24 protein-coding genes and 1 riboswitch are annotated in these 23,682 nt (G+C 51.5%); of the genes, 9 read left to right on the top strand and 15 right to left on the bottom strand.

Going from position 1 to position 23,682, the window contains the following annotated elements:
- The first annotated feature begins 65 nt into the window (after positions 1-65).
- The 3 genes from ACLJPE_RS00465 to ACLJPE_RS00455 are packed head-to-tail and all read left to right on the top strand — an operon-like array spanning position 66 to position 3,300.
- Positions 66-1,337, top strand: a complete 1,272-nt coding sequence (locus ACLJPE_RS00465; RefSeq protein ID WP_000858692.1) for a nucleoside permease — start codon at positions 66-68, stop codon at positions 1,335-1,337.
- Positions 1,334-2,338, top strand: a complete 1,005-nt coding sequence (locus ACLJPE_RS00460; RefSeq protein WP_000642800.1) for an ADP-ribosylglycohydrolase family protein — start codon at positions 1,334-1,336, stop codon at positions 2,336-2,338. The genes ACLJPE_RS00465 and ACLJPE_RS00460 overlap by 4 nt, the downstream gene beginning before the upstream one ends.
- Positions 2,335-3,300 (top strand): PfkB family carbohydrate kinase, encoded by a 966-nt coding sequence (locus ACLJPE_RS00455; protein ID WP_001645176.1) that lies wholly within the window; start codon positions 2,335-2,337, stop codon positions 3,298-3,300. Before ACLJPE_RS00460 ends, ACLJPE_RS00455 begins: the two co-directional genes overlap by 4 nt.
- On the opposite strand, the gene ACLJPE_RS00450 is transcribed toward ACLJPE_RS00455, so the two are convergent.
- Genes ACLJPE_RS00450 through thiM form a run of 3 tightly spaced genes read right to left on the bottom strand, consistent with a single transcriptional unit; the run spans position 3,274 to position 5,640 of the window.
- Positions 3,274-4,020: a GntR family transcriptional regulator gene (locus ACLJPE_RS00450; RefSeq protein ID WP_000434059.1), complete on the bottom strand. Its 747-nt coding sequence runs from the start codon at positions 4,018-4,020 to the stop codon at positions 3,274-3,276. The two genes, ACLJPE_RS00455 and ACLJPE_RS00450, sit on opposite strands and share 27 nt — an antisense overlap.
- Positions 4,021-4,055: 35 nt before the next feature.
- The gene (gene thiD, locus ACLJPE_RS00445; RefSeq protein WP_001188961.1) at positions 4,056-4,856 is read right to left on the bottom strand and encodes a bifunctional hydroxymethylpyrimidine kinase/phosphomethylpyrimidine kinase; all 801 of its coding nucleotides are present in this window, start codon (positions 4,854-4,856) and stop codon (positions 4,056-4,058) included.
- A complete protein-coding gene (gene thiM / locus ACLJPE_RS00440) occupies positions 4,843-5,640 on the bottom strand; it encodes a hydroxyethylthiazole kinase (RefSeq protein WP_001606226.1) in 798 nt (265 codons plus the stop codon). The genes thiD and thiM overlap by 14 nt, the downstream gene beginning before the upstream one ends.
- A 31-nt stretch (positions 5,641-5,671) precedes the next feature.
- Positions 5,672-5,768, bottom strand: a riboswitch (TPP riboswitch).
- A gap of 281 nt (positions 5,769-6,049) precedes the next feature.
- Here thiM and rcnB point away from each other — a divergent pair.
- The gene (gene rcnB / locus ACLJPE_RS00435; RefSeq protein ID WP_001645180.1) at positions 6,050-6,364 is read left to right on the top strand and encodes a Ni(II)/Co(II) efflux transporter accessory subunit RcnB; all 315 of its coding nucleotides are present in this window, start codon (positions 6,050-6,052) and stop codon (positions 6,362-6,364) included.
- A gap of 43 nt (positions 6,365-6,407) precedes the next feature.
- Here rcnB and ACLJPE_RS00430 read toward each other — a convergent pair whose 3' ends face one another.
- From ACLJPE_RS00430 to apbC, 6 genes are all read right to left on the bottom strand, one after another.
- On the bottom strand, positions 6,408-7,430 hold the full coding sequence (locus ACLJPE_RS00430; protein ID WP_000825909.1) for a fimbrial protein: 1,023 nt from the start codon (positions 7,428-7,430) through the stop codon (positions 6,408-6,410).
- Between the two features lie 15 nt (positions 7,431-7,445).
- Positions 7,446-9,932, bottom strand: coding sequence for a fimbrial biogenesis outer membrane usher protein (locus ACLJPE_RS00425; RefSeq protein WP_001528511.1), 2,487 nt, complete (start codon positions 9,930-9,932; stop codon positions 7,446-7,448).
- A 28-nt stretch (positions 9,933-9,960) separates the two neighbouring features.
- Positions 9,961-10,641 carry a fimbrial assembly chaperone gene (locus ACLJPE_RS00420; RefSeq protein ID WP_000827109.1) on the bottom strand — a complete coding sequence of 227 codons (681 nt, stop codon included), beginning with the start codon at positions 10,639-10,641 and terminating at the stop codon, positions 9,961-9,963.
- Positions 10,642-10,702: 61 nt separating this feature from the next.
- Positions 10,703-11,236, bottom strand: a complete 534-nt coding sequence (gene yehD, locus ACLJPE_RS00415; RefSeq protein WP_000830680.1) for a fimbrial protein YehD — start codon at positions 11,234-11,236, stop codon at positions 10,703-10,705.
- 278 nt (positions 11,237-11,514) lie between these two features.
- Positions 11,515-11,796 carry a YehE family protein gene (locus ACLJPE_RS00410; protein ID WP_000760404.1) on the bottom strand — a complete coding sequence of 94 codons (282 nt, stop codon included), beginning with the start codon at positions 11,794-11,796 and terminating at the stop codon, positions 11,515-11,517.
- Positions 11,797-12,073: 277 nt separating this feature from the next.
- The gene (apbC, locus tag ACLJPE_RS00405) at positions 12,074-13,183 is read right to left on the bottom strand and encodes an iron-sulfur cluster carrier protein ApbC (protein WP_001005424.1); all 1,110 of its coding nucleotides are present in this window, start codon (positions 13,181-13,183) and stop codon (positions 12,074-12,076) included.
- Between the two features lie 164 nt (positions 13,184-13,347).
- Between apbC and metG the strand changes: the two genes are divergently transcribed.
- The 3 genes from metG (at position 13,348) to ACLJPE_RS00390 (ending at position 16,782) form a co-directional block, all read left to right on the top strand.
- Positions 13,348-15,381, top strand: a complete 2,034-nt coding sequence (gene metG / locus ACLJPE_RS00400; RefSeq protein WP_024154944.1) for a methionine--tRNA ligase — start codon at positions 13,348-13,350, stop codon at positions 15,379-15,381.
- A 240-nt stretch (positions 15,382-15,621) separates the two neighbouring features.
- On the top strand, positions 15,622-16,080 hold the full coding sequence (locus tag ACLJPE_RS00395) for a YehR family lipoprotein (RefSeq protein WP_000703136.1): 459 nt from the start codon (positions 15,622-15,624) through the stop codon (positions 16,078-16,080).
- 171 nt (positions 16,081-16,251) lie between these two features.
- Positions 16,252-16,782 carry a YehR family lipoprotein gene (locus ACLJPE_RS00390; protein ID WP_023137005.1) on the top strand — a complete coding sequence of 177 codons (531 nt, stop codon included), beginning with the start codon at positions 16,252-16,254 and terminating at the stop codon, positions 16,780-16,782.
- 56 nt (positions 16,783-16,838) lie between these two features.
- Here the strand turns inward: ACLJPE_RS00390 and ACLJPE_RS00385 are convergent, their stop codons facing one another.
- Genes ACLJPE_RS00385 through ACLJPE_RS00375 form a run of 3 tightly spaced genes read right to left on the bottom strand, consistent with a single transcriptional unit; the run spans position 16,839 to position 19,754 of the window.
- Positions 16,839-17,306 carry a DUF1456 family protein gene (locus ACLJPE_RS00385; protein ID WP_000950413.1) on the bottom strand — a complete coding sequence of 156 codons (468 nt, stop codon included), beginning with the start codon at positions 17,304-17,306 and terminating at the stop codon, positions 16,839-16,841.
- A 46-nt stretch (positions 17,307-17,352) separates the two neighbouring features.
- Positions 17,353-18,072 carry a two-component system response regulator BtsR gene (btsR, locus tag ACLJPE_RS00380; RefSeq protein ID WP_000598637.1) on the bottom strand — a complete coding sequence of 240 codons (720 nt, stop codon included), beginning with the start codon at positions 18,070-18,072 and terminating at the stop codon, positions 17,353-17,355.
- Positions 18,069-19,754, bottom strand: a complete 1,686-nt coding sequence (locus ACLJPE_RS00375) for a sensor histidine kinase (RefSeq protein ID WP_000272850.1) — start codon at positions 19,752-19,754, stop codon at positions 18,069-18,071. Before ACLJPE_RS00375 ends, btsR begins: the two co-directional genes overlap by 4 nt.
- A gap of 222 nt (positions 19,755-19,976) precedes the next feature.
- Between ACLJPE_RS00375 and mlrA the strand changes: the two genes are divergently transcribed.
- Positions 19,977-20,708, top strand: coding sequence for an HTH-type transcriptional regulator MlrA (mlrA, locus tag ACLJPE_RS00370; protein WP_001240418.1), 732 nt, complete (start codon positions 19,977-19,979; stop codon positions 20,706-20,708).
- Between the two features lie 59 nt (positions 20,709-20,767).
- Positions 20,768-20,875, top strand: coding sequence for a protein YohO (locus ACLJPE_RS00365; RefSeq protein ID WP_001261696.1), 108 nt, complete (start codon positions 20,768-20,770; stop codon positions 20,873-20,875).
- On the opposite strand, the gene ACLJPE_RS00360 is transcribed toward ACLJPE_RS00365, so the two are convergent.
- From ACLJPE_RS00360 to ACLJPE_RS00350, 3 genes are read right to left on the bottom strand one after another with little or no spacing between them, the layout of a single operon-like run.
- Positions 20,856-21,587: an ABC transporter permease gene (locus tag ACLJPE_RS00360; RefSeq protein ID WP_000824858.1), complete on the bottom strand. Its 732-nt coding sequence runs from the start codon at positions 21,585-21,587 to the stop codon at positions 20,856-20,858. The two genes, ACLJPE_RS00365 and ACLJPE_RS00360, sit on opposite strands and share 20 nt — an antisense overlap.
- A complete protein-coding gene (locus tag ACLJPE_RS00355; protein WP_000569166.1) occupies positions 21,571-22,518 on the bottom strand; it encodes an ABC transporter ATP-binding protein in 948 nt (315 codons plus the stop codon). Before ACLJPE_RS00355 ends, ACLJPE_RS00360 begins: the two co-directional genes overlap by 17 nt.
- Complete coding sequence (locus ACLJPE_RS00350; protein ID WP_001278104.1) at positions 22,511-23,680, bottom strand: ABC transporter permease; 1,170 nt, start codon at positions 23,678-23,680, stop codon at positions 22,511-22,513. The genes ACLJPE_RS00355 and ACLJPE_RS00350 overlap by 8 nt, the downstream gene beginning before the upstream one ends.
- Positions 23,681-23,682: the final 2 nt, after the last annotated feature.

Here is a 23,682-nt window from a genome sequence, read left to right as displayed (position 1 = left end):
TATTTAAAAGGTATTATTAAATGGTATTGTCGTGGCGTACCTTACCTGTCATGAAGGATTCAAAAATGAAAACGACCTTTAAACTGTCGTTCATGATGTTCGTGGAGTGGTTTATCTGGGGCGCCTGGTTCGTCCCCCTGTGGCTATGGCTAAATAAAAGCGGGTTTTCCGCCGGTGAAATAGGCTGGTCTTATGCCTGTACCGCCATTGCGGCGATCCTGTCGCCGATTCTGGTCGGCTCCGTTACCGACCGTTTTTTCTCGGCGCAAAAAGTCCTGGCGGTACTGATGTTTGCGGGTGCCGTACTGATGTATTTCGCGGCGCAGCAAACCACCTTCGCCGGATTCTTTCCGCTGCTTCTGGCCTATTCATTGACCTATATGCCGACCATCGCGCTGACAAACAGCATTGCCTTCGCTAACGTACCGGACGTTGAACGCGATTTTCCACGCATTCGCGTTATGGGAACCATTGGGTGGATTGCCTCCGGCCTCGCCTGTGGATTCCTGCCGCAAATGTTAGGCTATAACGATATTTCCCCCACCAACATTCCACTGCTCATAACCGCCGCAAGTTCAGCGTTGCTGGGCGTATTTGCGTTCTGTCTGCCAGACACGCCGCCAAAAAGCACCGGCAAGATGGATATTAAAGTGATGCTGGGGCTGGATGCGCTGGTCCTGCTGCGCGATAAAAACTTTCTCGTTTTCTTCTTCTGTTCCTTCCTGTTTGCAATGCCGCTGGCCTTCTACTACATCTTCGCTAACGGCTATCTGACAGAAGTGGGAATGAAAAACGCCACCGGCTGGATGACGCTCGGCCAGTTCTCTGAAATCTTCTTTATGCTGGCGCTGCCCTTTTTCACTAAGCGCTTTGGTATTAAAAAGGTATTATTGCTTGGTCTTATTACCGCCGCGATCCGCTACGGCTTTTTTGTCTATGGCGGCGCGGAGACGTACTTCACTTACGCCCTGCTGTTCCTCGGTATTTTGCTGCACGGCGTAAGTTACGATTTCTACTACGTCACCGCCTACATTTATGTCGATAAAAAAGCGCCGGTTCATATGCGTACCGCTGCGCAAGGGCTTATCACCCTCTGCTGTCAGGGATTCGGCAGCCTGCTGGGGTATCGTCTCGGCGGCGTGATGATGGAAAAAATGTTTGCTTATCCGCAACCGGTTAACGGTCTGACATTCAACTGGGCGGGCATGTGGACGTTTGGCGCAGTGATGATTGCCGTCATCGCGCTACTGTTTATGATTTTCTTTCGCGAATCGGACAAAGAGATCACTGCTATTGACGATCGCGATATTGCGTTGACACAAGGGGAAGTAAAATGAAAGCAGAACGTATTCTCGGTGCTCTTTACGGGCAAGCGTTAGGGGATGCGATGGGAATGCCCTCTGAGCTGTGGCCGAGAACGCGCGTCAAAGCGCATTTCGGCTGGATTGACCGCTTTCTGCCCGGGCCAAAAGAGAATAATGCCGCCTGCTATTTTAACCGCGCGGAGTTTACGGACGATACCGCAATGGCGCTCTGCCTGGCCGACGCGCTACTCGAATGCGAAGGCAGTATTGATCCCGAGATTATTGGACGTAACATCCTCGCCTGGGCGGAACGCTTTGATGCGTTCAATAAAAATGTACTCGGCCCGACGTCAAAAATTGCGCTGAATGCGATTCGCGACGGCAAACCCATCGCGGCGCTGGAAAATAACGGCGTGACTAACGGCGCGGCCATGCGCGTTTCGCCGTTGGGCTGCCTGTTGCCGCCAACTAACCTGACAGCCTTTATAGCAGAAGTAGCGTTAGCCTCCAGCCCGACGCATAAATCCGATCTGGCGGTGGCTGGCGCCGTGGTTGTCGCCTGGGCCGTCTCGCGAGCGGTTAACGGCGACACGTGGCAAAGTATTGCCGACTCGCTCCCCGCCGTCGCCCATCAGGCGCAGACAGCGCGTATTACCACGTTTAGCGCCTCGCTATCGGCACGTCTGGAACTGGCGCTAAACATTGTCCGCCGCGCCGACGGCGTCGAATCTGCCAGCGAACAGCTCTATCAGATCATCGGCGCGGGAACCAGCACCATTGAATCGGTTCCCTGCGCTATCGCCATGGTGGAACTGGCGAATACCGATCCTAACCGCTGTGCCGTGCTGTGCGCTAACCTCGGCGGCGATACCGACACTATCGGCGCGATGGCTACCGCCATTTGCGGCGCGTTGCACGGGGTAAGCGCCATTAACCCCCAGTTAAAGCAAACGCTGGACGAGGTTAATCAGCTGGATTTTGCGCGCTATGCCGTTGCGCTGGCGAGTTATCGTCAACGGCGGGAGGCACTATGAACGGCGCACGGTTGCTGACATTATTACCGACCCTGCATACCCGGCGTCCGCTCACCGTTATCGGCGCGGCAGTGATCGATATCATTGCCGACGCCTGGACGTTGCCGCGTCGCGGAGGCGATATTGAACTGCAACAACAGAGCGTCAATGTCGGCGGCTGTGCGCTGAATATTGCCGTGGCGTTGAAACGACTGGGGATTGACGCCAGCAATGCGCTGCCGCTGGGCCAGGGCGTGTGGGCGGAGAGGATTCGCCGCCGTCTGGCAAAAGAGGGATTATCCAGCGTGATTGACGCGGTTGAAGGAGATAACGGCTGGTGTCTGGCGTTAGTCGAACCGGATGGCGAACGCACGTTTATGTCTTTTAGCGGCGTGGAAAACCAGTGGAATGCGGACTGGCTGTCGCAGCTCAGGACACCGCGGGGCAGTCTTGTCTACCTGTCCGGCTATCAACTGGCCTCGTCCTGTGGCGAACCACTGATCCAGTGGCTGGAAACCGTCGACGATGTAACGCCTTTTATCGATTTTGGCCCACGAATCGGTGATATTACAGACGATACAATGGCGCGCATTATGGCCTGCCGACCCATCGTCTCCCTCAATCGCCAGGAAGGCATCATCGCCGCGGAACGCGCCGGGCTTGCGACCGATACGCGCACTTTCGGCGAAGCATGGGTAAACCGCTTTTCCGCGCCGCTGGTGGTGCGCCACGATAAAGACGGAGCGTGGTATTTTAGCGCGCAATCTTCCGGCGTTGTGCCAGCGTTTCCGACAACCGTGGTGGATACCATCGGCGCGGGCGACAGCCATGCCGGCGGCGTGCTGGCAGGACTAGCGTCAGGCTGGCCGCTCGCGGATGCCGTACTGCTGGGAAATGCGGTGGCGAGCTGGGTGGTCGGGCATCGCGGCGGCGACTGCGCGCCCACACGCGAGGCGCTACTCCTCGCACACAAAAACGTATAGGTCGCTACGACAATAACTGATGCTGTATTCAATAGGCCGCTGCTGCTGATCGAGCGCCACCTGCTTAATCACCAGCACCGGCACTTTACCATCCATTTGAATATGCGACTGAAACTCATCATCCGGCATCCGGGCGCTGACGCGAGATCGGGTACGCTGAGGGTAAATGTGCTGGCGACGAAAATAGTCATACAGCGAAATGCCAATCGCGTCGACATCATGAATCAGATGCGCGGGCACCCAGGACTCTTCAATCGATACCGCGTCCTCATCAACATAACGAATGCGTTTGAGTAAAAAGACGTCGCTGCCTGCGGGGATCGCCAGGTGCTGCGCGATCTCATCCGGACAACTTACCACGCGTTTGTTAACCCATAGCGTATCCGGTTTTTTGCCGCGCAAGACAACCTGCTGAGAAAATCCCCGCGCCTCTTTCAGAGAATATTCAAAGATATTATTGATTTGCGTACCGTAGCCACGGGCGCGCGTGACGACACCCTCTTCTTCCAGCGCCTGCATCGCTTTCCGTACCGTGATGCGCGAGACGCCGGTAAGCTGGCTGAGATCGCGTTCGCCAGGCAAAATATTACCGTGCTCAAGAATACCGCTGCGCACGGCATCCTTTACCGTCTGGGCGAATTTCATGTATAGCGGCGTATTATCCGCCGCTGAAATTCGTTCATTCAGTTGCGCGATGAGCCGGGTATGCGCTTGTTCCATTTATCTTTCCTGACGACGGGTCTGTAGGCAGTATACTACCACCACGCGTGGAAATGATGTACCGGACCAATGCCCTTCCCCACTTCCAGCGTGTCCGCCTGCGCCAACGCCGCCGAAAGCCATGCCTTCGCCTCGTTTACCGTCTCTCCCCAACTGCGATGCCGGGGCCGTAACGCCGCCAGCGCCGCCGACAGCGTACAGCCCGTCCCATGCGTATTTTTGGTGTTCACACGCGGCGCGCTAAAACGTTGCTCGCCCTCACGGGTAAAGAGCCAGTCCGGGCTTTGCGCATCCTCTAAATGCCCGCCTTTCATTAATACCGCTTCACACCCCATCGCCAGTAACGCCCGCCCCTGCGCCAGCATCTCCTGTTCCGTACGCGCATGGGGCGCATCCAGCAACGCTGCGGCTTCCGGCAAATTAGGCGTAATCAGCGATACCTGCGGCAACAGCCGGACGCGTAATGTTTCTATCGCAGAGGGCGAGAGCAACGGATCGCTGCTTTTCGCCAGCATCACCGTATCCAGCACCACATTACGTACATGATGGCGCTGTAGTCGTTCCGCCACGGCCTCGACAATATCGGTTTCCGCCAGCATCCCGATTTTCGTGGTATCAATGCGCACATCGCTGAGCACGGAATCAAGTTGAGCGGCGACAAAGTCCGGCTCTATCCGGTACACCGACTGTACGCCACAGGTATTTTGCGCCACCAGCGCGGTGATGACCGAACAGCCATATGCGCCCAGCGCGGAAAAAGTCTTAAGATCCGCCTGGATACCGGCCCCGCCGCTGGGATCGGTGCCAGCAATCGTCAGCGCGTTAATTCGTTGCATTGGCCGCCTCCACATCCAGATGATAGAGCGCATCAAGAAAAGCCGGGATGAAGCTACCCGGTCCTTCGCTACGCTCTGCCGCGGTCTGTCCAGCCAGTTTCATCCAGCAGCAGGCCGACGCGACATTGTCCAGCGCGGCGCCCGGTAACGCGCAACTGGCGGCGACGACCGCCGACAACGCGCAGCCGGTGCCTACAATGCGAGTCATTAACGGATCGCCGCCGGGAATGCTCAGCGTGCGCTGACCATTAGTGACGTAATCTACCTCGCCGGTGACCACCACGATGCAGTCTATCTGACGCGCCAGCGCCTGCGCCGCAGGCAGTGCGGCCAACGCCGCTTCGGTGGTATCTACGCCGCGTCCGCCCAGCGCCATGCCGGCTAACGCCAGGATTTCCGAGGCGTTGCCGCGTATTGCCGCCGGGCGCAGGGACAAGAGATCCAGGCAAAATCGCCGACGAAATTCCAGCGCGCCTACTGCGACAGGATCAAGCGTCCACGGCGTTTTGGCATCATAAGCGCTTTCTACCGCCGCACGCATCGCTTCAGCGCGTGAGGCGGTTAATGTTCCGACATTAACCAGCAAGGCGTTGGCGATGGCGGCAAACGGTCTGGCCTCGACAGGATCAATCACCATGGCGGGTGAAGCGCCCAGCGCCAGCAACGTATTGGCGGTAAACGTTTGTACGACGTCATTCGTCATACAGTGCGTAAGCGGGGAGAGCGCGCGAAAGTGTTTTAACGTATGCGCCGCAAGCGTGCGGCAGTGCAGGTCAGGCTGCATGGTTCAGCTCCTGCCCGCGTGAAGAAGGGACACGAGCAGTGTCAGACTTCCCTACGCTGGCATTATCCAGATCAGGTGGTACGGGTATTTCTCAGCCTTCACAAAGAAGGGCACCCCGAGTCGTCAAGCCCCACCGTGTTAAGCGGGGTTTCGCTATTAAGCATACTGTCTGCGCCAGACAATGTAAATTTACAGCCAACGGCGGACGATAATTTCAGCGTTATCAGATAGTTCTCAAAACCTATTCGGTTCTGGCAAACTTGCTGGCGGATATGTTGCTGCACGACGCTTTCGTTTACACTTTTTACGAAAAGGGGCGTGAGATAACAAAATAGCGCTTGTCAGATACGCCACCAGCAGAAATGATACACACGATGTTAACTGACCCGCATATGTGGAGGGTAAAAGTATGAAAAGTAAGTTGCTGCCTTGCGCGCTGTTGCTTGCAACCAGTTTTGCATGGGCCGCCCCCGCGACAACGGGCATTGATCAATATGAGTTAAAAAGTTTTATCGCCGACTTCACCCACTTCAAGCCCGGCGATACCGTTCCGCAGATGTACCGCACCGATGAGTATAATATTAAACAGTGGAAATTACGTAATCTGCCCGCGCCAAATGCCGGTACTCACTGGACCTATATGGGCGGCGCGTATGTACTGATTAACGATACCGATGGAAAAATCATCAAAGCCTATGATGGCGAGATTTTTTATCATCGATAATGATATACGCACTCTTTGTATAAAGAGTGCGTACAGCATAAAATTAATTATAAGATACCACGATTAATGCTTTCGATTGTAATGGCCCCGCTTTAACTTTTGCAGGATCAAGAACATAATATGTGGCAAAGACAGGAATAGCTTCCACCGAATTCACTGCACTGCCTTTGGCATAGGTTTTGAAAATACTGTTTATCGCTGCTCCTTTGTTTATTTTAAGCAGGCTCCGATTTGAATCTCTTAAGATAAACCCAACGCCATTATCGTTATCCGGTTTCAGGACTGCTTCATTCTCATCCCAGACTAAATCACTACGTAGATTCACCGCTATTTGCCGTGATGTCAGCATCGCATTCCGTACCTGATTTTTGCAATCCAGAATAATATCACCCTGCTTAGAAAATTCACTAACCTCTCCTTTAGTGCGGAGTTTAGTCATAGGCACCGGGTCCAGCGTGATGGTGAGATTCTGGGGGGCGCAGGTAGTTTCTTTACGGTTGTAATTTATCGTTAAATTGGCTTTATAAACGCCTTTCCCATTCAGATCAGTGATAACGTTCGCAACACACTCTCTATTCCCCCAACAGCCAATATATTTTAAAATAAATACCACCCAATCGCTACCGCTCCATTGATTCTTTGCACCCGACATCACCGTTATATTATCTATCGTAACCGAGTATCCCCCCCTGGCAGACACAGTCACCGCCTCCAGTGAGTTTATTTCTGAAATCGTTATCTTATAGGGGGCTTCAATTACACCGTTTTGGTTGCGCATATTTATCGCACTACTGCTTTGCCATTCAACTTTTAATTTTAACTTAACACTATCATTCGGCCCCATACCAATAATATGATCGGATGTCTCTAATTTAGTCACAACATCACTATTAGAACAATTGGCATCAGTGAAACCATTTGTAATAATGGCTGACTCCTCCCCCCCCAGCATTAAGCTATCGGATTGAATCGTATAATCCTTCGTGTTGGTTAAGGTCGCATTACACGCCGCGTAACCCAACTGCGTAAACTGCATCATTATTAATAAAAATAGTAGTCTTTTCATGGCGTCACCTAAAGATTACCGACAAATATAAACGTTATTTTCATCAATCTGTTTATCAAAAGTGATCTTACAGAAAAGACCCTGTTGTTTATCTGTTGCGACTTTTACCGAAACGGGAACCTTTTCAGTACGAATAAATACCCGGCTCCCCTGACCTACCAGTCCTACATTATTTCCCTCGTCATCTTCCACTTCATAACCAAACGTTAAAGGCTCGCCATCTGCGCGCCGCGCCAGGAAATAAAAAGGTTTACTGGTCTCTGTTTCAAAATCAACCACCACTACGGCTCCGCGATAAGGCACTGTAACTTTACGGTTTCCCAGCAGAGCGACATCACTTTCACTCTCGGAGACATCAAGAGAGATAAAATTTTGCCGGTATGGCGTCAATGCTTCAAATACGGCATAACCTTTTGCATTGGTACGTAAATAGGGACGCCCCTGCACCGCCGCGCCTTCCAGGTACGGCGCGTTAATAATCGCGATAGTATCATTAAGGCGAGAGGCTAAATGCACGCCATCGGCCCATGCAACCAGCCCTCCCTGAATATTTCCGCCCACCTGATGATATTGATTGGATTGGCTGTAACTGCCGCCGACCGTCGCCAGCGGGGCGTTCCAGGTTACTGATCCCCCGAATGTCGTTTGGTGTTCCTGTCGCTGCTGGCTGAGGTTAGTCGTATAATTAAACTGATCGCGATTACCGAACGTGCCGCTAAGGCTGGTGTTATTCGCCTCATAACCTTGATCGTCAAAGGTGGTGGAATTCGATAAATGGATATCACGATTTCCCCCATTCTCCTTTACTCCCCATGTTAAGGGAATCGATAAATAGATATTAAAGCGCTTATCTTCACGGTTATCGCTGTCATAAGTCTGGGTTGCCGATAGCGTAAAACTGAGCCGCTGCCAGGTATTACTGTAGCTTAACTGATAATCCTTGCCTGTACCGCTACGCCCCCAATAGTCGCGCCACAGGGCGCTGGCAGTAAAATATCCCCACCCATCGGGTAGCGTCTGATTAATATTGAGAGTGAAAGTATTTTTACGCCCAAAGTCATTCTCATAATAATCTGCAATATCATAAATATCGTCATCATCGCGACGATAGTTGTCCCGGTTATTAGCCCAGACATGATCGTTAAAAGTGCGATAATCACGTGATGAGTAGCGATATGCTGCCAGAGAAAAATGGGTGGCTGATTGCGGGAGATATTTATTCCAGGCAATCTGGTAGCTTTCCCCATCAAAAACATCGCCATTATCCTGCTTGCTATGAGACAACGTACCGTCGACAGATACCGCGCCAATCAGCGTGTTCCACCCGGTGCCAAGGGTAAATGAGCGATAATCGCTGGCTAACATCGTTCCGCCATACAACGTTAGCAGGTTATTGACCCCGTACTGATAGGTTCCCTGGAGAAAATCAGTTTGCTGAGAGGCTCCTTCAATTCTGCTTCGTCCGGCGGCGAAATCATATTTTGCTACGCCGGGCTGCACCATATTGGGAACGGAAGAATACGGAACAATAAACCGTGAAACAGTACCGTCAGCCTCTTTAACGCTCACGTCCAGATCGGCTCCCCCCCCTGCCAGCTGAAGATCTTCAAATACAAAGGGGCCAGGCGGAACTTCTTTTTGATAAACAATGAAGCCATTCTGTTCAACCGTCACCAGGGCGTTACTTTGCGCCACGCCACGCACAACCGGAGCGAAATTTTGCTTAGAGTGCGGCAGCATTTGCATATCACGCCAGAAGCGCACCCCGCGAAAGCGCACCGTATCAAACATATCCCCGCTAGTGTACTGTTCCCCCAGACGCATTGTCCCCAGTACCGCCGGGAAATCACGTTCCAGATACAGAGTATTGCTCTGCCATTTGCCAGCTGAATTGTCACTTTTGGAAAAATTAGCGTTAGAATGTAATTGCCATCCAAGCAGATTCAATCCGCTGACAAAATTTGCGTAAGTATTTTTCTCACTACCGCCGCTTTTATAATGGCTGTAATATTCGCTGGCATAATACGATGTATAAAAAGCGTTAATTCCACGGTCCCATGTCTCTGGAGACGCATAGCCCGCTTCATATTCCAACACATAAGCCTGAGGGACGCTCAGATAAAGGTTAAAAGCGGCAGTGTCATAAGAAACACTACCTCCATGAACCACCGTTTTCAGCGCAATACATTCATTTTCTACTGTTGTACTCTGCGGGGTAAATTTAATTCCCAGGCTGGCGATCAGATCCGGAGAAATACAGGTACTATCGGGGTCATCCTGAATATTAACCTCATAAGTTCCACGCCATTCTTTATTGACATAAACGTCCATCTCATAAACGCCAGCCATGGGTTTGGTGCTATCAATCTGATAACGGGACACCTTTTCACCTTTCAACCCACCGAACATAAAGTTAGTATCGAATGTTTCTTCTTCAGCCCAGGCGGGTGAAGTAAGCAACGCTGCAAAAAGTGACAGCGTGATGGCGTTTAACTTTTCCATTATCTATCCTTAGGTTAATTCCCCGCTTTTAATTTTCTATTTTGATAGTCTCGTTTAAATAATTCCCAGAATCATCAATTAGCGTCACGGTATAACTATTTACAACTGCCGTTGTGGTGATACTTTGCGATGACCATGGAGCCAGTAATAAGGTTTCTTTATTTACTTTACTTTTTGCTTTAACTTCTGGAATAGTGATCCAGTTTGCGGAATTATTTTTCACGCTAATACTCCCTGGCGCACGAAGCAACTGCAAGCGGGAAAATGTTGCTTTATCGACTTTCTGTACCCCCGGTGGGCGATAGATCAACTTTATCCGGTTTTGTAGCGCAAATTTAATAATGTTTTTATCTTTGTTCTCGTCTGAATTTGGTGGAATATCCAGTACATTGAGGTAGAAAAGACTTTCACGATCGCCAGGCAAGTTATTAGCGAGTTTTTTTATTTTTAATTGCTGACCTGAATTTGCCGCGACTCTAATTACAGGTGGGGTCATAATAAATGGAACCTGTAATTTTTCTGGCGGCAGGCTGGTATCACCGTTATCAATCCACGCCTGGATGAGTGAGCTTCGTTTACCGTCATTCATTAATTGTACGGTAATATCTTTTTTCTGCGCCGGATAAATAATACGTGTACCATATATATAAATGCCGCTCCACGCAGGCATAGCGGCACAAGCCAGGCATAATGCAATCATCCGTTTCATGGCCGATAACCTTATAAAAGAGATACAAGCGGCTAAAAGCTTAGCCGCCAAAAAAAGATTGTTAATCAGTTAATACCGTCATTGTCAGTACAGATTCAACAGAACCTGGTGTTACAGTATTTTCAACGGCGGCATAGCGGGCAGAAAAGTTCAGGGTATATACACCATTTTCAAACTTACTTGAATTCAGAGTATAATTCCCCGACTCATCAGGTTTCACCTGAATACCATCAAGATAAACAGCGAAGCCCGCGCCATTATTAGTAGCATTATTTTTGGTGATTTGCATATTATCCACAAATTGAGAACGGTTAAAACTAATTCGTGGATTAGCTGTATTCGAACATTTTACTTTTAAAATCGCTTCTGGACTAGTGTATCCTGTATATATATCGCCAGGGTTTAAGTCAGTCAATCTATCAACACCTACCTGGGATAATTCAATAGTCGCGCTATTTGCGCCTTCGAACGTACAGGATGTTCCTACCACTTCTCCGTTGATTTTTAATTCACCCATATCTTCATCAGCAGCAAAAGCCCCAGCGCTCATAAATACAGCAGACAATACAGAAGCAGCAATAAGTGAACGTTTCATAATCTCTTCCTTAATGAAGTAATTTCTATTTGTTAAGAGTTATTAACCCTTGCAAAGAAAATTCTCACAGACAGGAAGTTATCGCAATGTAAACACGATGTTTTGTTGATTTAAAACAATTTACAGATTGCAATATAATTGCAACAAATAATCATTGCTTATCATTATTTTGTAAACTTATTAATTTCCGAAATTTACTGCCCTTACATATAAACACAACGAATAAAAAAGCCCATATCATTGATGTCAATGATATGGGCCTGCGGAATTAATAAGAATTAGTCGTAATGATTAACAACAATCTGTCGGGTGCTATCACCAGGCACCGTGTATAGCTGCGTTGTCACACCTCTCATCGGCGTAGCGGCGGGTGTTTGCAGCGTTGAAACGTGGATAGTGTTGCCGCAACGCTGCTGCAACTGTGCGTTTACCACTTCTGTACTGCACGTTGGCGCGGTCACTTTTCCACTGATGGTTAATGTTGCGGTGTCGGAGGCAAAAACAGGTACGCTTATCCCATAAGCCGAAACTATAATTCCCATCAGCAAATATTTTTTCATAGTGAGCAATTGTTCCTCTGGTGAACGTCAAACAGTATGCAGGCCGTCCTGATGAGCAGGATGAACGTATCGATACCTTAAAACCAATTGAAAAAATAAATCAGTAGGATAGGTATGATCAATTCAAATAATGTTTTTGCCGATTATTTCAGATAAACACCTGTCTGTTTAAGCAGGAATTAACAATGCGGGGGCTATTATTTTATTAATACATTCACTGCATCAATATATATTAATGCAGTGAATGCCATATTCTCTTTAGAATACGTCAGGAGGATTACACCGCGCGGAAGGCGATTTCTCCCGGAATCACTTCACCCTGCCAGTAAAGCTGTGCCGCAACGCGATCGGCCAGTTCGCGATAGATCGCGGTAAATTCGCTCTCCGGACGGCTAACCACCGTCGGCGTACCGCGATCGAGATCTTCGCGCAGACTAATATGCAACGGCATCTGACCCAGAAGCTGAGTATGGTATTTTTCCGCCAGCTTCTGCGCGCCGCCCGTGCCGAAGATCGGCTCGTGATGGCCGCAGTTGCTACAAATATGCATACTCATATTTTCCACAATGCCGAGCACCGGCACTTCCACCTTCTCGAACATCACGATACCTTTTTTGGCGTCGATTAGCGCGATATCCTGCGGCGTAGTCACCACCACCGCGCCGGTAACAGGAATGTTCTGCGCCAGCGTTAGCTGAATATCCCCGGTTCCCGGCGGCATATCCAGTACCAGATAATCCAGATCCGGCCACAGCGTCTCCTGCAACATCTGCATCAGCGCCTTACTGGCCATTGGGCCGCGCCATACCATCGCGTTATCGTCAGTCACCAGATAGCCGATCGAGTTGGTCGCCAGGCCGTGAGACATAATCGGCGCCATATGCGTACCGTCTGGCGATGTCGGGCGCTGATCTTCTGCGCCAAGCATGGTTGGGATCGACGGACCGTAAATATCGGCATCGAGAACCCCGACCTTTGCGCCTTCAGCCGCTAACGCCAGCGCCAGGTTTACCGCCGTGGACGATTTACCCACCCCGCCTTTACCGGAGCTCACGGCAATGATGTTTTTCACGCCATTAATGCCAGGCTGATTTTTGACGCGTTTCAGCGTCGCAATGTTGTACGACAGTTTCCAGTCGATCGCTTTTGCGCCTGTAATACGTAACAGATCGGCGCTGCATTGCTCTTTTAAGACCTCAAACGCGCTGTTCCAGACGAACGGCATGACCAGCTCAACGTGCAGCGTATCATCCATCCAGGCGACGTGGTGCAACGCCTTAAGCGTGGTGAGGTTATGCTTCAGGGTTGGGTGCTGAAAATTCGCCAGCGTCCCGGCGACCATCGCTCGCAGGGTATCTGGTGATTTGGCCTGGGATTGTTCGTTCATCCCGACTCCTTTTGTAGTTCTGAAAAGTACGATTGTAACTTTGTAGTTTACTCCAGCGGTAACAATTATTCATTTACGGATAAATGCCCTTATCGCTTGGCGCAGTAATTACCATTTTGGTACTATCAAAGCCCTTTTTTACAACAGAAGAAGTAATACCCACTATGACTCAAGTCGCGAAGAAAATTCTGGTAACGTGCGCGCTGCCGTACGCCAACGGCTCTATCCACCTCGGCCATATGCTGGAGCACATCCAGGCTGATGTCTGGGTCCGTTACCAGCGAATGCGCGGCCATGAGGTTAACTTCATCTGTGCCGATGACGCTCATGGCACGCCGATCATGCTGAAAGCGCAGCAGCTTGGTATTACGCCGGAGCAAATGATCGGTGAAATGAGCCAGGAGCACCAGACCGATTTCGCCGGTTTTAATATTAGCTACGACAACTACCACTCAACGCACAGCGACGAGAATCGCGAGCTGTCCGAGCTGATTTATACGCGCCTGAAAGAGAACGGTTTTATTAAGAACCGCACTATCTCTCAACTCTACGATCCGGAAAAAGGCATGTTCCTGCCGGACCGATTTGTGAAAGGCACCTGCCCGAAATGTAAATCCGCGGACCAGTACGGCGATAACTGTGAAGTCTGCGGCGCAACTTACAGCCCGACCGAACTTATCGAGCCGAAATCCGTGGTGTCCGGCGCGACGCCGGTAATGCGTGACTCCGAGCACTTTTTCTTTGACCTACCGTCATTCAGCGAAATGCTGCAGGCGTGGACCCGCAGCGGCGCGCTGCAGGAGCAGGTGGCGAACAAAATGCAGGAGTGGTTTGAATCCGGCCTCCAGCAGTGGGATATCTCCCGCGACGCGCCGTATTTTGGTTTCGAAATCCCGAACGCGCCGGGCAAATATTTCTACGTCTGGCTGGACGCGCCGATTGGCTATATGGGTTCCTTCAAAAATCTGTGCGATAAGCGCGGCGACACAACCAGCTTTGAAGAATACTGGAAGAAAGACTCCGACGCCGAGCTGTACCACTTTATCGGCAAAGACATCGTCTATTTCCACAGCCTGTTCTGGCCTGCCATGCTGGAAGGCAGCCACTTCCGTAAGCCGACCAACCTGTTCGTTCACGGTTACGTGACGGTGAACGGCGCGAAGATGTCTAAGTCGCGCGGCACCTTTATTAAGGCCAGCACCTGGCTGAAACACTTTGACGCCGACAGCCTGCGCTACTACTACACCGCGAAGCTTTCTTCACGCATTGATGACATCGACCTGAACCTGGAAGACTTTGTCCAGCGCGTCAATGCCGATATCGTCAATAAAGTAGTCAATCTGGCCTCGCGTAACGCCGGTTTTATCAATAAGCGTTTCGACGGCGTGCTGGCGGCTGAACTGGCCGATCCGCAATTGTACAAAACCTTTACTGACGCCGCTGCGGTGATTGGCGAAGCATGGGAAAGCCGTGAATTCGGCAAAGCTATCCGTGAGATTATGGCGCTGGCCGACGTCGCTAACCGTTATGTTGACGAGCAAGCGCCGTGGGTGGTGGCTAAACAGGAAGGCCGCGACGCTGACCTGCAGGCCATTTGCTCGATGGGCATCAACCTGTTCCGCGTGCTGATGACGTATCTGAAACCGGTACTGCCGACGCTTTCTGAACGCGTTGAAGCCTTCCTGAACAGCGAACTGAACTGGGATGCCATCGAACAGCCGCTGCTCGGTCACAAGGTCAACACCTTTAAGGCGCTCTACAATCGCATCGACATGAAGCAAGTTGAAGCGCTGGTTGAAGCGTCTAAAGAAGAGGTGAAAGCCGCAGCTGCGCCGGTTACCGGCCCGTTAGCCGACTTCCCGATTCAGGAAACCATCACCTTTGACGATTTCGCCAAAATTGACCTGCGCGTAGCATTGATTGAAAACGCCGAGTTTGTGGAAGGCTCTGACAAATTGCTGCGTCTGACGCTGGATCTGGGCGGCGAGAAGCGTAACGTCTTCTCCGGCATTCGTTCCGCCTACCCGGACCCGCAGGCGCTGATTGGCCGCCAGACGGTAATGGTCGCCAACCTCGCGCCGCGCAAAATGCGCTTTGGCGTTTCCGAGGGAATGGTGATGGCCGCAGGCCCTGGCGGGAAAGATATCTTCCTGTTAAGCCCTGATGAGGGCGCGAAGCCTGGCCAGCAGGTGAAATAAGCAACAAGCCGGAGCATGCTCCGGCTTTTTTAACCGCTTAATCCTGACTGGCATATCGCCCCCTCCGCGCGTTTTAACTTTTTCCTTAATAAGCAATAGCGCTAAGACTCCATATCCGGACTGCTAAATAACGGCTAAAAGTCATATTCTATCCCTCCCTGATACATTGCTATTACTGGGTTAAATTAATTCATTGAAATTATTTTAAAAACCCAATCATTATATAAAATGGAGTTTTAGATGAAAATTTCTGGCAAGTTATTGTCCGCGGCTTTGGCTTCCGTACTGGTGTTCTCTCTTGCTGGCTGTGGCGATAAAGAAGAATCAAAGACCTTTAACGCAAACCTGGCGGGGACAGAAATTTCAATTACCTACACCTATAAAGGTGACAAAATCATTAAGCAGACGTCTGAAAGTAAAATCAGCTATGCCACTGTAGGCGCTAAAACGAAAGAAGATGCCGCCAAAATTCTCGATCCGCTGAGCGCGAAATATAAAAATATCGCCGGAGTAGAAGAAAAATTAACCTATGAAGATACCTATGCCCAGGAAAACGTCTCTGTGGATATGGAAAAAGTGGACTTTAAAGCGTTACAGGGAATCTCTGGGACAATGGTGTCCGGCGATACCAGCAAAGGTATCAGCATGAAACAAACCCAGACGCTGCTGGAAGCCGCTGGTTTTAAAGAAGCGAAATAACTGGCAGGCATAATGTATTGCATCGACTGGTAAAGTCGCTCAGGGCGCTGCTTCGGCAGCGTCTTTTCTTTATGAATTCCGAAAAAAGACAGCCTCGCTGTAAGTCCCCTCGCCAAAGCCTATAATCCCTGAATTCCTGGCTACACCAATACTTAACGACAAGGAATTGTTATGCGGATTCTACGCCTTATGGCGCTGCCACTATTCGCGCTCTCTCTATCGGTTAGCATAACTGGCTGCGATCAGAAAAACGATACTCTCCAGGGAAAGCAAAATAACATGACAGCGTTTATCAAAAAGATAGCCGCTAACAAAGAGTCAGAGGAAACACAACGCTATGTAGGTAATCTCAACGGTATTGAAATCAAGTTAACCTATTACTACAAAGGGGATATCGTTTTACGTCAAGCATCTGAAAATAAAATACTTTATAAAACCCTGAAAGCCAATAATAAAGAAGAAGCACAAAAAATGCTGAGTCAAGTCAGCGAAGCTTATCAGGGTATGCCGGGTTTGACTGAACGAATCGACTATTATGATAGCTATGCTACGGAATATGTGAATATTGATTTTACCCAGGCAAAAATGAGCGACCTCTGTAAATTGCCAGGATCATCAATTGACAACTGTTCCGCGCACTATCTGTCAATGATTCGCTCGCAGAAACTGTTGGAAGAGAGCGGGTATCATAGAATCAATTAGTATAATAATGAGTTTTCCCGGTCAGACAGGACGCTGCCGGGAACAATACCGCAGAATTACTTCGCCGCGTGTTCACGGGCCGCCAGACCGCGCAGAAAATAACGCATAAACTGATCGCCGCATTCGCGGAAGTTCTTATGATCCGGCGCGCGCATCATCGCGGTGATCTCTGGCATTGAGACACGAAACAACTGACCGGTAAGTATCGCCAGGATATCATCTGTTTTTAGCGAAAAGGCGATACGCAGCTTTTTCAGCACAATATTGTTGTTGATACGACGTTCCGCCGTCAATGCAGGCGCCGCCTCATCTTTGCCGCGTTTTTCATAAATGAGGCCATTGAGAAATGAGGACAACACGATATCCGGGCAACGCTGAAACCCCTCTTCCTCTTCTTTGCGCAACCAGATTGCAATCTGCTCCGGCGTAGCATCAACGTTACCCAGCGCCAGGATGCGCGCCAGATCGGTATTATTAGCTTTTAAAATGTAGCGCACGCTACGCAGAATATCGTTACTCAGCATGAGGCCTTCGGTCGTTTCTATGGCAAAACGATATTCTAACAGTCTTTTACAGGCCAATCGCCTCTTTTAAACTTTTCAGATAGCGACGGCTTACCGGCACCGTCAGGCCGTTGCGTAAAATCAGCTCTGCCTGCCCATTATCCTCCAGCCGAATTTCTTGCAAATGGGCCATATTCACCAGAAACTGACGATGACAACGCAGTAGCGGCGTCCGGCTTTCCAGCGTGCGCAGCGTCAGCTCGGTAAACCCCTCTTTACCTTCACTGCTGGTCACATAAACGCCGCTCATACGGCTACTGACAAAGGCGACATCATCCATTTGCAACAAATAGATCCGGCTGTGTCCGGTACAGGGAATGAATTTAAGCGCCTGCTGGTTTTCCGGCAGCAACGAAACATCCTGTTTACTGCGCTCCTGACGCAGACGATGTAACGTTTTTTCCAGCCGTTTCTCCTCTATCGGCTTGAGCAGATAATCAAAAGCGTGTTCTTCAAAGGCTTTGATGGCGTATTCGTCAAACGCGGTCAAAAAAACGATATACGGGCGGTGTTCCGGGTCAAGCATTCCTACCATCTCCAGCCCACTGATACGCGGCATCTGAATATCCAGAAACAGCACATCAGGTCGCAGCTTATGTACCGCGCCAATCGCTTCTACCGCGTTCGCGCACTCTCCCACAATCTCAATGTCATCCTGCCCCTGGAGCAAAATCCGCAGATTTTCCCGCGCTAACGGCTCATCATCCACAATCAGCACTTTAATCATGCGTCCTCCTCCAGTGGAAGTCGTAATGTAATTCGGGTAAAGCAGTCCGGCTCGCAGGCCACGCTAATACCATAATCATCGCCAAAGTGTTCGCGCAGACGTTTATCCACCAGACTCATCCCCAGCCCGCTACTGCCGGCGGAAGGCTGATACAGTCCCGCATTATCTTCAATATCTAACATCAAATGCTGCCCTTCGCGCCGGGCGCGAATAGCGACGTTGCCGGTATCAAGCAGTTGCGACGTGCCATGTTTAATGGCGTTCTCAACAATCGGCTGTAATGTAAACGCAGGCAATTTCTGACGTGAAAGCGTCGATGGAACATCAAGCTGTACCTGCAGACGCGACTGAAAACGCGCTTTTTCAATTTGCAGATAAGCGTTCACGTGTTCAATTTCATCCGCCAGCGTGACGATTTCCGACGGGCGTTTTAAATTTTTGCGAAAAAAGGTCGACAAGTACTGCACCAGTTGGCTGGCCTGTTCGCTGTCGCGGCGAATCACCGCTTTAATGGTATTGAGCGCGTTAAACAGAAAATGCGGATTCACCTGCGCGTGCAACAGCTTGATCTCTGACTGCGTCAGCAACGCCTTCTGCCGTTCATACTGCCCGGCCAGGATCTGCGCGGATAAAAGCTGCGCAATACCCTCTCCCAGGGTGCGGTTAATTGAGCTGAACAGCCGGTTTTTCGCTTCGTACAATTTAATGGTGCCCATGACTCGCTGATTTTCGCCACGCAGCGGGATCACCAGCGTCGAGCCGAGTTTACACTGCGGGTGTAGCGAACAGCGGTACGGCACTTCGTTGCCATCGGCATAAACCACCTCTCCGGTTTCAATTGCTTTCAGCGTATAACCTGATGAAATGGGTTTGCCCGGTAGATGGTGATCGTCGCCAATACCAGTAAAAGCCAGCAGTTTTTCGCGATCGGTGATGGCGACGGCGCCAATATCCAGCTCCTGATATAACACCTGCGCCACCTTCATACTGTTCACTTCGTTAAATCCCTGACGCAGAATCCCCTCCGTTGACGCAGCGACCTTCAGCGCGGTAGCAGAAAATGCCGAAGTATATTTTTCGAACATGGCGCGCTTATCGAGCAAAATACGCATGAACAGCGCGGCGCCAACGGTATTCGTCACCATCATCGGCGCGGCAATATTACTGACCAGATGCAGGGCATCGTCAAACGGCCTGGCTATCAGTAAAATGATCAGCATCTGCACCAGTTCGGCAACACACGTAATTGCTCCCGCCGTCAGCGGGCTAAACACTTTGTCCGGGCGTCCGCGACGTATGAGAACGCTGTGTACCAACCCGCCCAGCAGCCCTTCGACGATGGTGGAAATCATACAGCTCAGCGCCGTCATGCCGCCCATAGAATACCGATGTAACCCACCGGTCAGACCGACCAGCCCGCCGACGACCGGCCCGCCGAGTAGGCCGCCCATCACCGCGCCAATCGCGCGGGTATTGGCAATTGAATCTTCGATATGCAGCCCAAAATAAGTGCCCATAATGCAGAAGATAGAAAACGTGACGTAACACAGAAGCTTGTGCGGCAGACGAACCGTGACCTGCATAAGCGGGATGAACAGGCGCGTTTTACTCATTAGCCACGCAATGACCAGAAACACGCACATCTGCTGAAGCAGCAGCAACACCAGATTAAACTCGTACATACCCGCAAACCACACTTCAATTAAAAGCGCGTAACATACATTGAGTACGATTAACTTTCTTTGAACTGTTGCATAAAAATATGAATTCGTGAATACGATCACTTAAACGCCGCGCCGCAACCCGCTACTTCGCGTTTTAATGCATAAAAAACAGGCAAAACTTCCTGGTTCCTAAAAGAGCGTCTAAAGTTAAACCGGGACCTCGCGAGCAAGGGTGAAACGATGGCGCTTTACACAATTGGTGAAGTGGCTTTGCTTTGTGATATCAATCCTGTCACGTTGCGCGCGTGGCAGAGACGTTATGGACTTTTAAAACCACAGCGAACGGATGGCGGTCATCGTCTGTTTAACGATGCCGATATCGACAGAATCCGCGAAATCAAGCGCTGGATAGATAACGGCGTCCAGGTCAGCAAAGTCAAAGTGCTGCTCAGTAGCGACAGTAGCGAACAACCTAACGGCTGGCGCGAACAGCAGGAGATCCTGCTGCACTACCTGCAAAGCAGTAATCTGCACAGTTTACGGTTATGGGTCAAAGAACGCGGTCAGGATTATCCAGCCCAAACATTGACCACGAACCTGTTCGTCCCGCTGCGGCGACGGTTACAGTGCCAACAACCCGCCCTTCAGGCGCTGCTCGGCATTCTTGACGGTATCCTGATCAACTATATTGCGCTCTGCCTGGCGTCTGCGCGTAAGAAACAGGGAAAAGATGCGTTGGTGATCGGCTGGAATATCCATGATACCACCCGCCTGTGGCTGGAAGGTTGGGTCGCCAGCCAACAGGGATGGCGAATCGACGTGCTGGCGCACTCGCTTAGCCAGTTCCGCCCGGAACTGTTTGACGGCAAGACGTTACTGGTATGGTGCGGAGAAAACCAGACGCTGGCGCAGCAGCAACAACTCCTGGCATGGCGCGCCCAGGGACGCGACATTCATCCCCTAGGCGTTTAAACAGCAGCTAACAAATTCGCTTTAATGTATACTCCTTTTATTAACATAAGGAGTACATAATGCGCGTAGCGAAAATCGGGGTGATCGCCCTTTTCCTGCTGATGGCTATTGGCGGTATCGGCGGCGTGATGCTGGCAGGTTACAGTTTTATTTTGCGTGCCGGGTAAGCGCGCGCGTCAGCCTTTCAAACAGGCGATCGATAATGATCGCCGCCAGCGCCACCAGCAGCGCCCCCTGGATAACATAGGCCGTATTAAAGCCGCTAAGCCCGATAATGATCGGCGTGCCTAACGTACTGGCTCCCACCGTTGAAGCGATGGTCGCCGTACCAATATTGATAATCACCGAGGTTCGGATGCCCGCCAGAATCACCGGCGCGGCCAGCGGCAGCTCAACCTGATACAACTGTTGGCGACGGCTCATTCCCATACCGCTGGCAACGCTCATCACGCTGGCAGGCACCGCGCCCAGCCCGGCCAGGGTCGCCTGCAGGATGGGCAACACCCCATACAGGATCAAGGCGATAATGGCCGGTTGCTGACCAAAACCCATGACGGGTACCGCGATCGCCAGTACCGCGACCGGCGGAAAGGTCTGCCCGACGGCGGCGATAGTCTCCACCAGGGGACGAAACTCCTTCCCACTTTCTCGCGTGACCGCAATCCCTGCGCCGACGCCCACCACGACGGCAAACAGACTTGAGATGCCCACCAACCAGAAATGGGCGAGCGCGAGGGCGACAAAACTCTCCTGTTGGTAGACCGGGCGCGGCAAATCGGGAAACAGCGCGGCGAAGAACGGCTGGCTATAAGGCAATCCAAACAGCAGAAGCAAGAACAGAACAATAAGCCAGAGAAGTGGATCACACAGTCGTTTCACGGGGGGACGTCTCCGAAAGCAGATCGCGGAAATGGAGCGTACCGCAGGGCTCGCCCTGCTGATTCGCCACCGGCAGGACGTCGCACCGGCGGGCGACAAACATCGATAGCGCATCGCGTAACGTCATCTCTTCCACCAGCGCGTCGCCGCTGAGCTGTTCATGCCGGCGTACATAATCGCCTACGCTACGTAACGAAAGCAGCCTTACGCCCAGCTCGCTGCGGCCAAAAAACGCCTGCACGAAATCATTTTCCGGCGAGGTCAGCATAGAAAGCGGCGATCCCTGTTGGATAACGTGGCCCCCGTCCATCAGCACCAGATGGTCGGCGAGGCGTAGCGCCTCGTCGATGTCGTGCGTCACCAGTACGATGGTGCGCCCCAGTAGCTGATGAATGCGGGTCATCTCCTGCTGCAATGCGCCGCGCGTTACCGGATCAAGCGCGCCGAAAGGCTCGTCCATCAGCAATACCTGCGGATCGGCAGCCAGCGCCCGCGCAACGCCGACCCGCTGCTGTTGCCCGCCGGAAAGCTGATGCGGATAACGATCGCGCAGCGCGCTTTCCAGACCCAATAATGCCATCAGTTCATCAATACGATCGTTAATCCGCGCACGCGACCACTTTTGTAGTTGCGGTACGGTGGCGATATTTTGCGCCACCGTCCAGTGGGGAAAAAGACCGATAGACTGAATGGCATAGCCCATGCGACGGCGCAGTTCAAGCACCGGCAGGCTGCGGATCTCTTCCCCGGCAAAACGGATCGTTCCGCTATCATGCTCTACCAGCCGGTTAATCATCTTCAGCGTGGTCGATTTTCCCGAACCGGAGGTGCCAATTAACACCGAAAAGCTGCCTTCGCTAAAGTGCAAATTGAGGTCGCTAACAGCCTGTTGATCGCCGAAGGTTTTACTAACATGGTTAAATTCAATCATCGGTTGCTCCCTTCAAAAACGCGATCCATAAATCAAACAGCGCGTCGATCACTACCGCCAGCGCAATCACCGGAATGACGCCCAACAGGACTAAATCAATGGCGCTGCTCAATAGCCCCTGAAACACCAGCGCGCCGAAACCTCCCGCGCCAATCAGCGCGGCGACGACGGCCATTCCCACTGTCTGGACCATTACTACCCGCAGGCTACGTAAAAAGACCGGCAGCGCCAGCGGCAGTTGCACATGCCTGAAGCGCTGGCCGCTACTCATTCCCATTGCTCTTGCGCTCTCCAGCACATCGCGCGGCACCTGATTGAGCCCGGCGACCACGCCGCGCACCAGCGGCAATAACGCATAGAGCACCAGCGCTATCAACGCAGGCGTCATGCCGGTTCCCGCGACGCCGAATGCGGCAAGCCACGGAAACTGTTTCACCAGTCCGGCCAACGGCGCAATCAGCAGGCCAAACAGCGCGACGGAAGGGATAGTCTGGATCACATTCAGCACGGTAAACACCGGCCCCTGGCGTGAGGCGGAAAAATAACACCAGACGCCCAATGGTAGTCCGATCGCCAGCGCCGGCAGCACCGTGCCCGCCAGCAACATCAAATGTTGCACCAACGCGGCATCGAAAACATCCTGGCGATTGGTATACTCTTTCAGAAGCGAGAGGTTGTCGAACGTGCCTGAAAACAGCAGCACCAGCGGGACAATGACAATTTGCGCGTGCAGCAACCAGCGCCACAGCGGCCCAACGGTAATACGGCGGATCGCATCGCTACAGGCCAGCAGCATCAGACCGAGGCCCAGCCACAATCCACTTCCCAGACTGGTACGCGCCAGCGGGCTGCCCTCCTGCGCCAACTGGGTCGCCGCCCTACCGACTCCCCACAGCATGACAATAAAAAGCGTCTGCGCCATCATCAGCGTCAGTACGCTACCGCGTTTACCGGGTACAAAGCACAGCGTAAACAGCGCGCATCCCGCGCCAGTCAGCATCCAGATGGTCGCCGGCCAGATCTCCCATAACTGGCGCCCCTCGCCGCTCACCAGACGATTCGGGGCGTAATTAATGAAAGGTAGCGCGACAGCAAGCAGGGCCAGAACAACCAACAGCAACAGCACACGATTAACCGTAATTTTTTTGGCAGCGTCACTCACAG

This window comes from Salmonella sp. SAL04196 (assembly GCF_046550835.1).
Taxonomy (GTDB): Bacteria; Pseudomonadota; Gammaproteobacteria; order Enterobacterales; family Enterobacteriaceae; genus Salmonella; species Salmonella enterica.
This window is presented reverse-complemented; position numbering and strand designations above follow the sequence as displayed.

Bases quoted from the DNA above. Each gene is read 5' to 3' on its own strand.
- ACLJPE_RS00375 (WP_000272850.1), bottom strand. From the start codon at position 19,754: ATGTACGAGTTTAATCTGGTGTTGCTGCTGCTTCAGCAGATGTGCGTG.
- btsR (WP_000598637.1), bottom strand. From the start codon at position 18,072: ATGATTAAAGTGCTGATTGTGGATGATGAGCCGTTAGCGCGGGAAAAT.
- thiM (WP_001606226.1), bottom strand. From the start codon at position 5,640: ATGCAGCCTGACCTGCACTGCCGCACGCTTGCGGCGCATACGTTAAAA.
- mlrA (WP_001240418.1), top strand. From the start codon at position 19,977: ATGGCGCTTTACACAATTGGTGAAGTGGCTTTGCTTTGTGATATCAAT.
- ACLJPE_RS00410 (WP_000760404.1), bottom strand. From the start codon at position 11,796: ATGAAAAAATATTTGCTGATGGGAATTATAGTTTCGGCTTATGGGATA.
- ACLJPE_RS00365 (WP_001261696.1), top strand. From the start codon at position 20,768: ATGCGCGTAGCGAAAATCGGGGTGATCGCCCTTTTCCTGCTGATGGCT.
- ACLJPE_RS00355 (WP_000569166.1), bottom strand. From the start codon at position 22,518: ATGATTGAATTTAACCATGTTAGTAAAACCTTCGGCGATCAACAGGCT.
- ACLJPE_RS00390 (WP_023137005.1), top strand. From the start codon at position 16,252: ATGCGGATTCTACGCCTTATGGCGCTGCCACTATTCGCGCTCTCTCTA.
- ACLJPE_RS00455 (WP_001645176.1), top strand. From the start codon at position 2,335: ATGAACGGCGCACGGTTGCTGACATTATTACCGACCCTGCATACCCGG.
- thiD (WP_001188961.1), bottom strand. From the start codon at position 4,856: ATGCAACGAATTAACGCGCTGACGATTGCTGGCACCGATCCCAGCGGC.
- ACLJPE_RS00395 (WP_000703136.1), top strand. From the start codon at position 15,622: ATGAAAATTTCTGGCAAGTTATTGTCCGCGGCTTTGGCTTCCGTACTG.
- ACLJPE_RS00385 (WP_000950413.1), bottom strand. From the start codon at position 17,306: ATGCTGAGTAACGATATTCTGCGTAGCGTGCGCTACATTTTAAAAGCT.
- metG (WP_024154944.1), top strand. From the start codon at position 13,348: ATGACTCAAGTCGCGAAGAAAATTCTGGTAACGTGCGCGCTGCCGTAC.
- ACLJPE_RS00465 (WP_000858692.1), top strand. From the start codon at position 66: ATGAAAACGACCTTTAAACTGTCGTTCATGATGTTCGTGGAGTGGTTT.
- ACLJPE_RS00420 (WP_000827109.1), bottom strand. From the start codon at position 10,641: ATGAAACGGATGATTGCATTATGCCTGGCTTGTGCCGCTATGCCTGCG.
- ACLJPE_RS00430 (WP_000825909.1), bottom strand. From the start codon at position 7,430: ATGAAAAGACTACTATTTTTATTAATAATGATGCAGTTTACGCAGTTG.
- yehD (WP_000830680.1), bottom strand. From the start codon at position 11,236: ATGAAACGTTCACTTATTGCTGCTTCTGTATTGTCTGCTGTATTTATG.
- ACLJPE_RS00425 (WP_001528511.1), bottom strand. From the start codon at position 9,932: ATGGAAAAGTTAAACGCCATCACGCTGTCACTTTTTGCAGCGTTGCTT.
- rcnB (WP_001645180.1), top strand. From the start codon at position 6,050: ATGAAAAGTAAGTTGCTGCCTTGCGCGCTGTTGCTTGCAACCAGTTTT.
- ACLJPE_RS00450 (WP_000434059.1), bottom strand. From the start codon at position 4,020: ATGGAACAAGCGCATACCCGGCTCATCGCGCAACTGAATGAACGAATT.
- ACLJPE_RS00460 (WP_000642800.1), top strand. From the start codon at position 1,334: ATGAAAGCAGAACGTATTCTCGGTGCTCTTTACGGGCAAGCGTTAGGG.
- apbC (WP_001005424.1), bottom strand. From the start codon at position 13,183: ATGAACGAACAATCCCAGGCCAAATCACCAGATACCCTGCGAGCGATG.